We start from the raw sequence: 15,147 nt of genomic DNA, 5'->3' as shown, positions 1-15,147 counted from the left end.
GGCATTCAAATAGCACGCCAAAGTTTTTAAATATAACACAAAAATAGTATTAATAATATTGCGAGCAAATCCTACTTACATACTTTTAGCTTTCTACCTTTTTTGTTTTCAGCTTAGTACTGCGCAAGAATTTGGCAAGAAAGGTATTACTCCTCAAAAACCTAATAAAGACTCTATTTTTACTAGTTCTAAAGACACCTTAATAGGTTTAAAAAACAATGCTCTTGTTAACAAAAAAAGAGATACTGTTGCTAACGATTCTATTAAACCAAAAGAAGTAATTGATGGTATAATTACCCATGATGCTGAAGATTATACGATACAAAACGCCAAAGACAAAACAATTACCTTATACAATAAAGCTCATGTAACCTATACTGATATTGATTTAAAAGCTGGAGTTATTATTCTAGATTATAAAAACAATATGGTATACGCCAAAGGTATTAAGGATAGTACTGGCTATCATCAAAGACCTCAATTTAAACAAGGCGGGCAAGAATCTGAGCAAGACTCTATTTTATTTAACTTTAAAACTAAGAAAGCTTTAGTTTATGGTGTTAAAACGGATCAAGCAGGAATTATTACTTACGGAGAAAAAACAAAACGAGTAAATGACTCTACCATTTACATGCGAAGGTTACGTTTTACCACTTCAAAAAAGAAAATTCCAGATTACTATATTCAAACAAACAAAGCAAAACTAGTTCCGGGTAAAAAAATTATTGTTGGTGGTAGTAACCTAGTCTTGGCAGATGTTCCTACTCCAGTGTACTTACCTTTTGCTTATTTCCCTATGACAGATAAGAGAACTTCAGGATTTATTATTCCTTCCTGGGGAGAAAGCAACAGTCAAGGTTTTTTTATGCAAAACGGAGGGTACTACTTTGCTTTAAGTGACTATTTTGATTTAACTGTATTAGGAGATTTATATACTAATGGTAGCTGGGGATTAAATGCTTCCTCTAACTACTATGTTCGTTATAAGTTTAGTGGAAATTTTAGCGTTCGTTTTGAAAATATTATTCAAGGTATACGTGGTTTAAGCGATTATCAAAAATCTACTAATTTTAATCTTAGATGGAGTCATAGTCAAGATGCAAAATCGAGTCCAAACTCTCGTTTTTCTGCCTCTGTTAACTTAGGGAGTAGTAAGTATTATCGTCAATCTTTAAATGAGTTTAATAGTTCTCAATTCTTAAACAATACATTAAGCTCTTCTATTTCATACTATAAAAATTTTGTTGGCACTCCTTTTAATGTTAGTGTAACAGCTACTCACTCACAAAATACCAATACAGAGTCCATTACTATGACACTTCCTTCTTTACAACTTAATATGGATCGTATTTATCCGTTTGCAGGAAAGGGAGGAATTAAGAAGAATGCTATTCAACGTATGGGCCTTAACTATAGTATGCAAGGTCAATATCAGATTAATACTACTGACGATGAGTTTTTTACTTCTAAGATGTTTAAAACAGCAAAAAAGGGAGTACAACATAACTTAAGTACAAATACAAGTTTAAAAGCTTTTAAATACTTTACATTATCCCCTAGTGTAAACTATAAGGATGTATGGTACTTTGATCAAATCAAAAAACGATATGATCCTACTGCCGTAAACAAAGACGGTAATTTTGGTGCTGCTGTTAATGATACTATCAGTGGCTTTACTCGTTATAATGAATATAATTTCGGAGTTTCATTATCTACCAACATATATGGTACGTTTAACTTTAAAAAAGGACGTTTAAAAGCAATTCGTCATACGATTAGACCCTCTATTTCATACGGATATCGTCCTAATTTTGCAGATGATTACGATTTAACAGTTCGTCAAAGTTCTGATCCAAATGACTTACTAACCTACTCTCCTTTTGATGGTGGAATTTATGGAGAACCAGGAAGAGGTGTTTCAAATTCAATCGGAATCTCTGTAAATAATGTCTTAGAAGCTAAAGTATCTCCTAAAGACCCCGATAGTGATGAAGAAGATAAAAAAATTACAATTCTTAACAATTTAAATTTTAGCACAAGCTACAACATAGCTGCCGATAGTTTACGTTGGTCTCCTGTAAGAGCTAATGCTGGTACACGTCTTTTTAAAGACAAACTAGCTTTAAATATGAATGCTACTTTCGATCCTTATCAAGTAAACAATAAAGGTCTAAGAATAAATAAATTTAATGGTAGCCTTCTTAGGATGACTAATTTAGGCGTAACAGCAAACTACTCTATTTCTAGTAAAGATTTTGAAAAGAATAAAGATAGTAAAGATGAGTCTGACAATAAAAGTGGAAATGGAGCCCAAGACACCCCAGACGTTTTTGGAGAAGATATAGGCCCTACCAATGGCTTCCCTAACAATAGAAGTAACAAAAAAGGTGAAAGCGAAACTAAAGAAACTGAGCTTTACAAGGCTAAAATTCCTTGGACTCTTAATTTAGCGTATAGTATGAGCTATACAGATAACGGTTTAGAAAGTAAAATTGGTAATAATACATTAATGTTTAGTGGTGATGTTGAACTTTCACCTAAATGGAAAGTTGGCTTTTCTTCTGGTTACGATATCAAAGACAACGCTTTTACCTATACAAGATTGAATTTTTCGAGAGATTTAGATAGTTGGCGATTCAACTTTAACTGGACTCCTTTTGGTGTTAACTCTTCTTATAATTTCTTTATTGGGGTGAAATCTTCAGTATTAAGTGACTTAAAATGGGATAAAAACAAACCACCAGATAGAGTTTTATTTTAGAAGTTAGAAAAATCTAACTTTTCCCTTTTAACAAAGCAAACAACTTTATAAACTCAAACTTAAATGAAAAAAATAATAACAACAGACAAAGCTCCTGCTCCAATTGGCCCATATAACCAAGCTGTACTTAGTGGGAATACTTTATACACTTCTGGACAAATAGCAATTAACCCTAAAACTGGTGAATTAGTTTTAAACTCTATTGAAGCAGAAACGAAACAGGTAATGCAAAATATGAAAGAAGTATTAGCTGCTGCTGATATGACATTTGAAAACGTTATTAAAACTTCTATTTTTATTTCTGATATGCATAACTTTTCAAAAATTAATGCTGTTTATGGTGAGTATTTTGATGACGCTACTGCTCCTGCTCGTGAAACAGTAGAGGTTGCGAACTTACCCAAGTTTGTAAATGTTGAAATAAGTATGATTGCTATTAAATAAACTAATAATAAAACATTAAATAAATAAAAAATCCACTTTTTGAAAGTGGATTTTTTATTATATCGCTTTGATTAATAATTCTGCTGTTGAAGGATTCGTAGCTAACGGTACATCATGTACATCACACAAACGCATTAGCATAGAAATATCTGGTTCATGCGGATGTTTTGCTAAAGGATCTCTAAAAAACAACACCATTTGACATTTCCCTTCTGCTACTCTACCTGCAATTTGCGCATCACCTCCAATAGGTCCTGACAAATATTTTGTTACTTCAAAACCTGCTTTTTCAGCTTTCTCCCCTGTTGTTCCTGTAGATATTAGCTGAATACTTTTTTGGCGTAAGACTTCTTTGTGTTCATTTAAAAACTGAACCATTTCAGCTTTCATTCCATCGTGTGCTATAATTGCTATTTCCATAAATAGTGTTTAAAAAAGTATTCCCGCCAAAAGCGGGAATACAATATTACAAAATATTTTATGCTTTTATAAAGAAGCCGAATACTCCAACAAGTCTACAATTTTTGTTGCGTAACCAAACTCGTTATCATACCAAGATATTACTTTAAAAAAGTTTTCATTTAATTCTAAACAAGCATCAGCATCAATTACTGAAGTTCTGGTTTCAGACACAAAATCTTGTGACACTACCTCATCTTCAGTATATCCAATAATTCCTTTGAATTCACCTTCTGAAGCTTCTTTTAATGTTGCTAAAATTTCTTTTAATGAAGTCGATTTATCTGTTCTGAACGTTAAATCTACTAAAGAAACATCTGCCACAGGAACTCTAACTGCCATTCCTGTTAATTTACCCTCTAACTCAGGAATAACCTTCGTTACAGCTTTTGCTGCACCTGTTGAAGTAGGAATAATATTATTTACTACCGAACGTCCTCTTCTCCATTTCTTATTAGGTCCGTCAACAGTATTCTGTGTTGATGTCGCAGCATGAACTGTTGTCATTAATCCCTCTTTCAATCCAAAATTATCATGAATTACTTTTGTTAATGGTCCTAAACAGTTTGTTGTACATGAAGCATTTGAAAAAATAGTTTCATCAGCAGTTAAATCTTTATGATTTACTCCCATCACGTACATATTAGCATCTTTAGAAGGTGCTGATATAATTACTTTCTTTGCTCCTCCAGTAATATGCTTTGCTGCTTTATCTTTATCGGTAAAAAAACCTGTAGATTCGATTACATATTCTGCTCCTGCTTCATTCCATTTTAAGTTTTCAGGATTTCTTTCAGCAGTAATTCTTATTGTTTGTCCATTTACTACTAAGTTTCCATCTTTCACTTCAATATCTCCTTCAAATCGTCCATGAACAGAATCATACTTCAATAAATAGGCTAAATAATCTACATCTAACAAATCGTTAATAGCCACAACTTGAATGTTGTCTCTTTTCATTGCAGAACGGAATGCTAATCGACCAATCCTTCCAAATCCGTTAATTCCTATTTTTATCATTATTTAAAATTTTATATTCGTGTTTAAGTGGTCATTATATCTGACACTCTTAGTAACTCAGTATCAATATTATGTTGACCTTTGATTGCTTTTTCTAAATCAGTAGCTACTACTTTATTATCTTTTAACCCTACCATCAAGTTTGTCTTTCCATCAAGTAATAATTCTACGGCGCTTACTCCTAATCTACTCGCTAAAACTCTATCAAAACATGATGGAGAACCTCCTCGCTGCATATGTCCTAACACAGAAACCCTCACTTCATATTCAGGTAAGTTTTCCTCTACATAATCAGCTAATTCAAATACGTTCTTTCCTGTTTTATCCCCTTCTGAAACAACTACAATACTTGATGATTTCCCTGACCTTCTACTCTTCTTCAAAGATTCTAACATTCTTTCCAGTCCTAAGTCTTCTTCAGGAATTAAAATCTCTTCTGCTCCTGCTCCAACACCAGCGTTTAATGCTATAAATCCTGCATCACGCCCCATAACCTCAACAAAGAAAAGTCGATTATGAGAAGATGCTGTGTCTCTAATTTTATCAATAGCTTCTACAGCTGTATTCAAAGCTGTATCGTAACCAAGTGTATGACTTGTTCCAGAAATATCATTATCTATGGTTCCTGGAATACCTATAATAGGGAAATTGAATTCTTTATTAAAAATCACTCCTCCTGTAAAAGAACCATCTCCACCAATTACCACCAAAGCATCTACATTGTTCTTTTTTAAACTTTCATAGGCTTTTTGCCTCCCTTCTTTTGTTCTAAAATCTTTTGAGCGAGCCGATTTTAAAATGGTACCTCCTTTGTGAATGATATTATTCACGCTTCTAGCGGTTAATGGAATTAAATCACCTTCTATCAATCCTTGATACCCTCTGTAAATCCCCATACAATCTGTTCGGTAATAAGCACAAGTCCTTACAACAGATCGTATCGCGGCATTCATTCCTGGAGCATCCCCTCCAGAAGTCATCACTGCTATTTTTTTAATTTTTCTCATAAAACGAATATCAAATTTACTCAATTTTAGTCATTTTTAAGTAAAAAAACAGCAAATTCATTTTGCTTTTTAATTGAAGTTTAATGTTTGATTTTATTTGATTACTTCCAAGCGATGTAACAAAGCAAAATAGATAATCAATATCTTTGAGATACACTATTATTGTAAAGCTTTACCCTTGTATTAATTTTTGCTTTTAAGTTCAAAAACAGATATTATAAAGCACTAAAGTTAAATATGTTCACATTGTAAAACATCAAGTTTAGGAAGAAGATATATTAGCAATAAAGTTTTAATCTATACTTTTAAGTTAGAAGAATTGAGGTATTAATTTTAACAATAAAATTTAAATAGCTACTGAACTGCTTTATCGTAACTAGATATAATTTTTTGTATTCTTTTATTTTCGAAAACAGAAGGATATAATTCTTTTACTATTGTATGGTACTCAAAATCGATGGCTAAAGCATTATTCAGATGTGTTACACTATATTCTTCTTTTCCAAGAATCATAAACAACCCACAAAGTCTATATTCAATTTCTGCAAACTCTTTATATGTTTTTTTTGCCTGAATTAATATCTTAAGAGCCTCATTGAACTCTCCTAAGAACAATAATATATCTGCCAATGCAACATATATTTCAATTTCTCTATCCCCGAGTGATAAGCAAGTTCTGAAAGCTTTAACAGATTCTTCGTAAAAATTGAGTTTTAAATTGATATCTCCATAACGCCTCCAATATAAAACGTTTGCTTCATCTATATGAATAGCTTTATTAATGTAATAAAGTGCCTTTTGATAATTTCCTTGGTTATAACAAGCATTAGTTAATAAAATCCAACCTCTATCTAAAAGAGGGTCTTCATGTACTGCCTTTTTATAAAAATGTATTGCTGTTTGTGTATTCTCAAGTTTCTCATAACATTCTCCTATTCTTATGTAAGCATAAGCCGTTGGATCATCTAACTCAAGTGTAACCAAATAATTTTCTATAGCTTCTTCATAACGCTTTAACTCTTCTAAGGATTTTGCTTTTTCTAAATACCCTCCTATAAAGCTATCATCAATTAATACAGCATAATCAAAAGCCGTTAATGCTTCTTTAAACATTCCTAGCTCAAAATATTGTCTCCCCAATTGATGCCACGCTACTTCGCAATATGGATTTTTATCTAAATATGAATTTAAAAATTTTATTGCATCTTCATGACTATCCTCCATGTCAAAACAATAAACTATATTGTATAACGATGAATAATCTTCATAATCTACCTCAATACATTTAGCAAAGTTTAAACGCGCATTTTCAAAATCATCAAGATATAAATACTCCATACCTATCATAGACCAAATATCAGATGGATCCTCAATATATTGTAACGACTCTTTTAAAATAGCAATTGCTTCGGTGTGCTGTTTCTTTTTAGATAAGATAATTGCTTTTTGAATAAATACCTCATCGTTATGAGGTTCTACAGCTTCAATATTAGAAAGCATCTTAATTGCTTCATGCAATTCATCTTCAAAAATTAAAATTTCTACTTTCATTAATTTTAATTGAATTGAAGAAGGATGCTGCTCTAAACCTAACTGTACAGCTTTTTTTGCCAACGACTGTTTACCTATATTTAAATAATGCTCTATAATTGTTTCAAATTCTACAGCATCAAAAAAATATACCTCATTGGTTTTCAACATGGATTCAAATTTTGATAATGACATAGGCTACAGATTTGAATTTATATAAAGTTACTACAAGATCAGTACCTATTTACCCATGTGTTTATTTCTTTTCAACAATTTAATTAACAATATTAGGCTCTCTTTCTTATTAACACTAAGTTATTTGAAAGAGTTAATTATTTTTCTATATTTGAAAGAACAAAAAATTAATATCTAATTTTAAACAAAAAATCATGAGTAAATTTGACGAAAAAGTAGCGCTTTATAAAAAATTTATGGACGATAGAGATATTCGTTCTAATACTGATTTATTAACTGCTGTTACTAAAGGATTAGGGCCTTCTATTTATAAAAATGATGCTGAAACAGTATCAGGTAGTGATCCTAAAGAACTAGAAACAGTTAAGAAAAACTTCTTAATGAAAAAATTAGGTTTAGCTGATGGACCTGAATTAGATAAGGCTATTGAAGAAGTGATGGAGAGAATTGGAAAGTCTGAAAGAAATAAGTATCGTGCAGTTGTATACTACATGTTAGTTAAGAAATTTGATAAAGAGTCTGTTTACGGAATGTAGTAACTTTCTTTTTAAGAAAATATAAGTCCTGTATTTGAGTTTTAAATACAGGATTTTTTTATTTTAGCCACCAACAAACAACTTATATTTATGTCGCAATTTATTAGCGTTTTTGACATGCTTAAAATTGGGGTGGGACCTTCTAGTTCTCATACCCTAGGCCCTTGGAGAGCGGCTCAACAATGGATACAAAAATTAAAAGAGACAAATGAATTTCTTTTAATTGAAGAAATAAAAGTAGACTTGTATGGTTCTCTTTCATTAACAGGTAAAGGGCATGCGACAGATTTAGCTGTTTTATTAGGTTTAAGTGGAGCTGATCCTGAATATATTCCAATTGAAACAATTGATGTTATTATCAATGATATTAAAACCAAAGAGCTTTTATTTTTTAATAATGAAAGAAATATTTCTTTTGCCAATGGAGCTGTAAAATTCAATAAAGAGTTTTTACCTTTTCATGCAAATGGAATGACTTTTAGAGGATATGCTAACGGTGTAGAGATTTCTACAGAAACATACTATTCTATTGGTGGGGGATTTATTGTGCAAGAAGACGATAATCTTGCTGAAGATATTGAAATTAACAAACAAAACTTCCCTTTCCCTATCAACAGAGCTACTGAGCTTGAAGCCTATTGTGAAAAGCAAGGGTTAAACATTTCTGATATTGTTTACCAAAACGAACTTGTAATAAATTCTGCTGAAGAAATAGATAAAGAGTTACATCGTATATGGAGTACCATGTTAGAATGCATGTACATAGGTTGTCATACTCAAGGAATTTTACCTGGTGGGTTAAATGTAAAGCGACGTGCATTTGAAACACACCAAAGACTTATTAAAGATGCTCAATACACTAATCAACAAGAATGGATTACTGCTATTAGAGGCACCGAAGTTAAGTTTCGTGAAATTTTAAAATGGGTAAGTTGTTTAGCTTTATCTGTTAACGAGGTGAATGCTTCTTTAGGTAGAGTTGTTACTGCTCCAACTAATGGAAGTGCTGGTGTAATTCCCGCTGTAATCATGTATTACTTAGTAATAGAAAACCACGACGCTACTTTTGAGCATGTTAAAAAATTCTTACTAGTTGCCGGGGAAATAGGTAGTATTTTTAAGAAAAATGCAACAATTTCTGCTGCTATGGGTGGTTGTCAAGCTGAAATTGGAGTTTCATCTGCCATGGCCGCTGCTGCATTAACTGAATTATTAGGCGGAACTCCGTCTCAATGCTTAGTTGCTGCTGAAATTGCTATGGAACATCATTTGGGACTTACTTGTGATCCTATTGGCGGATTAGTACAAGTACCTTGTATTGAACGTAACGCTATGGGGGCAATTAAAGCTATTAATGCTGCTGAGTTAGCCTTAGAAACTAACCCAAAAGAATCTAAAGTTCCTTTAGACAAAGTAGTAGACACTATGTGGGAAACTGCTAAAGATATGAATAGAAACTATAAGGAGACTTCAGAAGGTGGTTTAGCTGTTACTGTTCGTTTAGCTGATTGTTAAGAATCATTTTATTTCAACAGGTTCTCCTAAAAACTTAGGACTTACATTTAAGAGAATATCAACAAATACTTTTACCCTTGCTAAATATTCTCTTAATTGAACTTTTATAGCTTTTTTTCCTGAAACACCTCTAGCATTATACCCTATTGCTTCAATATCAAAGTGGTTTGCCAAATACAATGCTCTTTCATTATGAAATTGTTGAGATATTATAGTTACAGAGGTTTGACCGAAAACGTCTTTAACTCTTACTATCGAATCTAAGGTTCTAAAACCAGCATAATCTAAAAAAATTTTATCCTCAGGAATTCCTGCTTCAATCAAATCATTTTTAAAATCAGTTGGCTCATCATATCCTTCAGAACCATTATCTCCACTCACTAAGATAAAATCAATCTTTTCAGCTTTATATAATTCCACAGCAGCACTCAATCTGAATTGATAATACAAATTTACCCTGCCATCAGACAAATACTTTACTGTACCCAATAACAGCCCTACTTTATTTTTAGGTATATTTTCTGTAGAATTAAATAGTTTTCCTTCTGCTTTATTAATTATTACTTTGTTTGAAACATAGATAGAAACAATAATTAGTAAACAACTTAAAAGAAAAAGAATAGCAACTTTTTTTCGTTTCATTTATCTTGTAAATACTAATTCAGTTTCGGTAGACATTTCTTCAGAAAAACCATATCCTTCCACATCAAAACCTTTTAACCCCTCTAAAGTTTCTACATTATTATCTATAATATAACGTACCATTAATCCACGAGCTTTTTTAGCAAAAGTCATAATAGTTTTATACTGTCCATTTTTAAAATCTTTAAAAACAGGAGTTATCATAGGTACTTTTAATGCTTTTTTGGGAAGCGCTTTAAAATACTCTGTACTTGCTAAATTAATTAACAACTCACCATCTCTTAATTCTTCATTTAGTGACTCAGCCAATGTAGTATCCCAAAACTTATATAAATTTTCCTTTCTACCTACTTTTAACTTAGTTCCCATTTCTAAACGATAAGGCTGAATTAAATCTAAAGGTTTTAACAAACCATACAACCCTGATAAAATTCTTAACTTCTCTTGTAAAACTGGAATTTTGTCTTCTGATATAGAATTGGCATCAATACCTCTGTACACTTCACCTGTAAATGCGAATACAGCTTGTTTGGCATTATCTAAAGAAAAAGGAGGTTGCCAATCTTGATTTCTATCATAATTTAAACTTGCTAAATCATCAGAAATCTTCATTAACTCACTTAATTTTTTTCTCGATAATGTTTTTAACTTCTTATTCAATTTTTCAGATTGCTCTAAAAAACTAGGTTGTGTATATACATCGGTAGTAGCTTTGTTTTCAAAGTCTAACGATTTTGCTGGTGATATAATAATTTTCATGCTGTAAATATTTAAAGTAAAAATAAGAAGCTATTTTAAAATCATCAATTACTTCAGGTAATTTATATTGATTGTAGTATTGATTTTTTTAATACTAAACCTGTAACCCGTCATAAGCCAAGAACACGTTTTTAGGCAACTCTTTTTCAACCTCATCATGTAATCCTAGAAGCTCACTAATATGCGTTAAATATGCTTTCTTTGGTTTAATCTCTTCTATAAAACTTAACGATTCTTCTAAGTTAAAATGTGTGTTATGAGGTTCTCTTCGCAAACCTGTCACAACTAAAACATCAAGGTTTTTTAGCTTTTCTTTCTCTTCTTCTGAAATAGTTTTAATATCGGTTATATATGCTACATTATTAAAACGGTATCCGAGAATTGGTAAATCACCGTGCATTACTTCAATGGGAGTTACCTCTACCCCCTCTAACTCAAAACTTTCTTTATGTGAAATAATAGTTGGAGCCACACTTGGTGCACTTGGATATCGATTTTCTGTTGCAAAAATATAATCGTATCTTTTTTGTAAAATACCTAGTACTCTTTTTGTTAAATATATGGGTACTGGTCCTATTTGAAAGCAGTACGGACGTATTTCATCTAAACCAGCTATATGATCTGCATGTTCATGGGTAAATAAAATCCCGTTGATTGATGCCACTTCTTCACGCATCATTTGCTGACGAAAATCTGGTCCACAATCAATCACATAATTAATATCATTCCATGAAACTAACACTGAAGATCGTAATCTTTTGTCTTTCGGGTTTTTAGATAAAGCTACAGGATGTTTACTTGTAATCATTGGAACTCCAGTAGAAGTTCCTGTTCCTAAAAAAGTTATTTTTACTTGATTTTTTTTCTTCATTTTCACCACAAAAATACAACAAAAATTGTCTGTTCGTTTGTAATTTCAGTACATTTGTACTACGTAACAAAAAACAACGAAATGGCAATTACGTTAAAAGGAGATCAAAAGATAAGTACTGTACCAACTACCAAAATGAAATCGTTAAAGATTAACTTAAACGCTCATATATATGGAACTTTTGCAGAGATTGGAGCTGGTCAAGAAACTGTTCGTAATTTTTTTAGAGCCGGTGGAGCTTCTGGTACAATAGCAAAAGCTATGAGTGCTTACGATAAAGATTTTTCTGATGCCATTTATGGAGTTGAAAAAGACAATCGTTATGTTACTGAACCTCGATTAAAAAAGATGCTAAAGCATGAAATGGATTTAATTGAGGAGCGTCTTGATCGTCAAAAGCATCCTGATAAATTATTTTTTAGTTATGCTAACACAGTAGCAACCATTAACTTTACCAAGAAATTCAAAGGTCATGGTTGGGTTGGTATTCGTTTTCAATTAGATCCATTAGAAGATTACAACGAAATTGTTTTACACCTCCGTTTTAAAGAAACTGATGCTCGTCAGCAACAAGAAACGTTAGGTGTTTTAGGTGTAAACTTAATTTATGGAGCATACTACTTAAATGACAATCCAAAAGACTTATTAAAGTCTTTTTACGACAACATTGATAAAGACCGTTTAGAGATTGATATGATTAACTTCTCTGGTCCTCGCTTTATGTATGTTGATAATCGTTTAATGAGTTTACAACTTGTTAAAAATGGGATGACTAATGCTGTAATGTTTGGCCCTGATGGGAACAACTTATTACCAGCACAAGTACTTTACAAAAAGAATATATTAGCACTTCGTGGTAGCTACAGACCTGTTACCAAGGTAAACATGGATATGTTTGAACGTGCTAAGCAACTATTCTTTGACGAGAATAAGGTAGACCCGAAAAAGACAAAAATTATTTTTGAGATTACCTTGAGTAACCTTCGTGCTGAAGGAGAAATTAATGAACGTGACTTTTTAGATAGAGCCGAACTTTTATGTTCTCTTGGTCAAAATGTTATGATAACCAACTATCAAGAGTACTTCAAGCTAGTAGAATACTTTAGTGAATATACTAAAGAACGTATGGGACTTGCTATGGGAGTTTACAACTTGATTCAGATTTTTGATGAAAAATACTACCGTGATTTAAGTGGTGGTATTTTAGAAGCTTTTGGTAAACTTTTCTACAGAGACTTAAAAGTATACATGTATCCTTATAAAAATGAGGAAACAGGAGAGTATATAACTAGTGAAAATCTAAAAGTACACCCTAGAATGAAAGAACTTTATAAGTTCTTTAAAAACAATGGTCGTTTAATTGATATTAAAGATTTCAATCCTAATATTTTACATATTTTCTCAAGAAAAGTTTTAAAGAAGATAAAAAATGGAGAAGAAGGATGGGAAGAAATGCTTCCTAAAGGGGTTTCTGAAACTATCAAGGAAAAACGTTTATTTGGATGCACAAAAAGAATTAAGTAACCTTTTTACACTTCTTTTTAAACCTTTTATTATCTTTAAAGTCTAACAGCTAAATAGTTTTTAGTTGATTGACGAAATTACACTTATAGATCAATTACAGCAATCTACTACCAAAGAGGTTGCTTTTAAAAGCCTAGTATCGCAATATAAAGAGCGATTGTATTGGCATATACGAAAGATTGTAATTTCTCATGAAGATTCTGATGATGTTTTACAAAACACCTTTATAAAGGTTTACAAAAATATTAATCAGTTTAAAAGAGATAGCAAACTATTTTCTTGGATGTACCGAATAGCAACTAACGAAGCTATAACCTTCATCAATAAAAAAGCTAAAGAAAAAAACATTCATATTTCCGATTATCAACTACAAATCACTTCTACTCTAGATAGTGATTATTGGTTTTCAGGCGATGAAATTCAGCTTATTTTACAAAAAGCAATTGCTACATTGCCTCAAAAACAACAATTAGTCTTTAATATGAAGTACTTTGATGAAATGAAATATGAGGAAATTTCTGAGATTCTTGACACATCAGTTGGTGCTTTAAAAGCCTCGTATCATATAGCTGCAAAAAAAATAGAACATTTTATAAAGAACTACAATTAAACCTTTTACAAAAAGAAGAGTCTTACTAGAGTAATGAATGAAAAATTAAAACATACTATAAATTTTATAAACCAAAAAGCTGGTAAAAATTGTGGTTTTTCAGTTCCTCAAAACTATTTTGAAGAAATTGAAGAAAGGATTAACACTTCCATTTTTATAGATAGTTTACCTAAAAAGAAAGCATTCAACACTCCTTATGATTATTTTGACAAGATTGAAGCTCAAATACAATCAAAATTAGAAACAGAACAAACTACAGAAACTAAAGTAATTTCTTTACGTAAAAGAATTCTACAATATATTCCTGTAGCAGCTGCGGCTTCAGTTTTACTTTTTATTGGTATTAATTATTTTAATACTCAAAAAATTACTTTTGAAGATATTACTATTACTGATATAGAATCTTGGTATGAAAATGGATATGGTGACATTGATAACAGCGAACTTGCAGCAACATTAAACACTTCTGAACTAGACGAAGATATATTGGCCACTATTAGTGATGAAACACTAGAAGACTACTTAAACTCTATTGATACGCCAACACTTATAAACGAAATAGAACAATGATGAAGAAATATTTACTTATATTATTTATAGCTTTCACATCCATCTTTTCTGTTCAAGCACAAACAAGGAAGGGAAATTATGAAAAAATTAAAGCTTTTAAGGTTGCTTTTCTTTCTGAAAAGTTAAACTTAACAGAAGAAGAAGCCGATAAATTTTGGCCACTATACAATGTATACGACAAAAAAATGATTGAACTTCATAAAGCAGAACGCTACAGTATAAAAAAGAAGATACTTAGTTGTGGAGGAATTGATAGCTTAACCGATAAAGAATCTAAAGAAATTGTCAATAAAATTAAGTCTGTTTCAAAAGAACAATATAAAACTAAAACTAATTTTTATGACAAACTTTCTACCTTTTTATCAGATAAAAAAATCCTCACCTTGGAGGTGGCTGAACACGAATTTCACCGAAAGCTTATAAAAAAGCTAAAAGGTGAAAAAAGAAAACATCGAAAATAAAAAAAGGAAGCTTTTAAGCTTCCTTTTTTTTACTTATCGACTAAGGCTAAACAAACATATAAATCTGGTTTATTAGCCGTAAATTGTTTTAGCCAAATAGTTAGTTCATCTATTTCATAAGGTAGTAATCTACCTAAAGCTTTTTCAAGCTCTTTACAAAATAAATCAGCGTTAAAACTAACCTTTTGAAGTACAGTTTTCGTGTACTCGTACATAGCTCTTGCCATATTTATTGGGGTTATC

The 15,147-nt window shown here is 31.4% G+C and carries 16 protein-coding genes; 8 read left to right on the top strand and 8 right to left on the bottom strand.

Annotation, left to right across the window (positions count from 1 at the left end; translation table 11 throughout):
• Positions 1 to 58: 58 nt before the first annotated feature.
• Both ACKTTR_RS06310 and ACKTTR_RS06305 read left to right on the top strand, forming a co-directional pair.
• Positions 59 to 2,761: a putative LPS assembly protein LptD gene (locus ACKTTR_RS06310; protein ID WP_408027034.1), complete on the top strand. Its 2,703-nt coding sequence runs from the start codon at positions 59 to 61 to the stop codon at positions 2,759 to 2,761.
• 63 nt (positions 2,762 to 2,824) lie between these two features.
• Positions 2,825 to 3,205, top strand: a complete 381-nt coding sequence (locus ACKTTR_RS06305) for a Rid family detoxifying hydrolase (protein ID WP_408027033.1) — start codon at positions 2,825 to 2,827, stop codon at positions 3,203 to 3,205.
• A 57-nt stretch (positions 3,206 to 3,262) separates the two neighbouring features.
• On the opposite strand, the gene ACKTTR_RS06300 is transcribed toward ACKTTR_RS06305, so the two are convergent.
• The 4 genes from ACKTTR_RS06300 to ACKTTR_RS06285 all read right to left on the bottom strand — a co-directional run bounded on the left by ACKTTR_RS06300 (position 3,263) and on the right by ACKTTR_RS06285 (position 7,416).
• Positions 3,263 to 3,625 (bottom strand): methylglyoxal synthase, encoded by a 363-nt coding sequence (locus tag ACKTTR_RS06300; RefSeq protein ID WP_408027032.1) that lies wholly within the window; start codon positions 3,623 to 3,625, stop codon positions 3,263 to 3,265.
• 66 nt (positions 3,626 to 3,691) lie between these two features.
• Positions 3,692 to 4,684: a type I glyceraldehyde-3-phosphate dehydrogenase gene (gene gap, locus ACKTTR_RS06295; RefSeq protein WP_408027031.1), complete on the bottom strand. Its 993-nt coding sequence runs from the start codon at positions 4,682 to 4,684 to the stop codon at positions 3,692 to 3,694.
• 23 nt (positions 4,685 to 4,707) lie between these two features.
• Entirely contained in the window at positions 4,708 to 5,691 is a 984-nt protein-coding gene (gene pfkA / locus ACKTTR_RS06290; RefSeq protein ID WP_408027030.1) for a 6-phosphofructokinase, read from the bottom strand.
• 354 nt (positions 5,692 to 6,045) lie between these two features.
• Positions 6,046 to 7,416: a tetratricopeptide repeat protein gene (locus tag ACKTTR_RS06285; RefSeq protein ID WP_408027029.1), complete on the bottom strand. Its 1,371-nt coding sequence runs from the start codon at positions 7,414 to 7,416 to the stop codon at positions 6,046 to 6,048.
• 194 nt (positions 7,417 to 7,610) lie between these two features.
• On the opposite strand from ACKTTR_RS06285, the gene ACKTTR_RS06280 reads away from it, so the two are divergent.
• Entirely contained in the window at positions 7,611 to 7,952 is a 342-nt protein-coding gene (locus ACKTTR_RS06280; RefSeq protein ID WP_408027028.1) for a DUF2853 family protein, read from the top strand.
• 90 nt (positions 7,953 to 8,042) lie between these two features.
• Positions 8,043 to 9,467: an L-serine ammonia-lyase gene (locus ACKTTR_RS06275; protein ID WP_408027027.1), complete on the top strand. Its 1,425-nt coding sequence runs from the start codon at positions 8,043 to 8,045 to the stop codon at positions 9,465 to 9,467.
• Between the two features lie 3 nt (positions 9,468 to 9,470).
• Here the strand turns inward: ACKTTR_RS06275 and ACKTTR_RS06270 are convergent, their stop codons facing one another.
• The 3 genes from ACKTTR_RS06270 to ACKTTR_RS06260 form a co-directional block, all read right to left on the bottom strand.
• Positions 9,471 to 10,109: a SanA/YdcF family protein gene (locus tag ACKTTR_RS06270; protein ID WP_408027026.1), complete on the bottom strand. Its 639-nt coding sequence runs from the start codon at positions 10,107 to 10,109 to the stop codon at positions 9,471 to 9,473.
• A complete protein-coding gene (gene yaaA / locus ACKTTR_RS06265) occupies positions 10,110 to 10,868 on the bottom strand; it encodes a peroxide stress protein YaaA (protein ID WP_408027025.1) in 759 nt (252 codons plus the stop codon).
• A gap of 94 nt (positions 10,869 to 10,962) precedes the next feature.
• The gene (locus ACKTTR_RS06260) at positions 10,963 to 11,739 is read right to left on the bottom strand and encodes an MBL fold metallo-hydrolase (protein WP_408027024.1); all 777 of its coding nucleotides are present in this window, start codon (positions 11,737 to 11,739) and stop codon (positions 10,963 to 10,965) included.
• An 81-nt stretch (positions 11,740 to 11,820) separates the two neighbouring features.
• On the opposite strand from ACKTTR_RS06260, the gene ACKTTR_RS06255 reads away from it, so the two are divergent.
• The 4 genes from ACKTTR_RS06255 to ACKTTR_RS06240 all read left to right on the top strand — a co-directional run bounded on the left by ACKTTR_RS06255 (position 11,821) and on the right by ACKTTR_RS06240 (position 14,904).
• Positions 11,821 to 13,263, top strand: a complete 1,443-nt coding sequence (locus tag ACKTTR_RS06255; RefSeq protein WP_099216260.1) for a nicotinate-nucleotide adenylyltransferase — start codon at positions 11,821 to 11,823, stop codon at positions 13,261 to 13,263.
• A gap of 64 nt (positions 13,264 to 13,327) precedes the next feature.
• Positions 13,328 to 13,873 (top strand): RNA polymerase sigma factor, encoded by a 546-nt coding sequence (locus ACKTTR_RS06250; RefSeq protein WP_408027023.1) that lies wholly within the window; start codon positions 13,328 to 13,330, stop codon positions 13,871 to 13,873.
• Between the two features lie 33 nt (positions 13,874 to 13,906).
• Positions 13,907 to 14,443: a hypothetical protein gene (locus tag ACKTTR_RS06245; RefSeq protein WP_408027022.1), complete on the top strand. Its 537-nt coding sequence runs from the start codon at positions 13,907 to 13,909 to the stop codon at positions 14,441 to 14,443.
• Positions 14,443 to 14,904, top strand: a complete 462-nt coding sequence (locus tag ACKTTR_RS06240) for a hypothetical protein (protein WP_408027021.1) — start codon at positions 14,443 to 14,445, stop codon at positions 14,902 to 14,904. Before ACKTTR_RS06245 ends, ACKTTR_RS06240 begins: the two co-directional genes overlap by 1 nt.
• A gap of 29 nt (positions 14,905 to 14,933) precedes the next feature.
• Here ACKTTR_RS06240 and ACKTTR_RS06235 read toward each other — a convergent pair whose 3' ends face one another.
• Positions 14,934 to 15,131 carry a hypothetical protein gene (locus ACKTTR_RS06235; RefSeq protein WP_047789135.1) on the bottom strand — a complete coding sequence of 66 codons (198 nt, stop codon included), beginning with the start codon at positions 15,129 to 15,131 and terminating at the stop codon, positions 14,934 to 14,936.
• Between the last annotated feature and the right edge of the window lie 16 nt (positions 15,132 to 15,147).

Source organism: Tenacibaculum litoreum (assembly GCF_964513915.1).
Taxonomy (GTDB): domain Bacteria; phylum Bacteroidota; class Bacteroidia; order Flavobacteriales; family Flavobacteriaceae; genus Polaribacter; species Polaribacter litoreum.
This window is presented reverse-complemented; position numbering and strand designations above follow the sequence as displayed.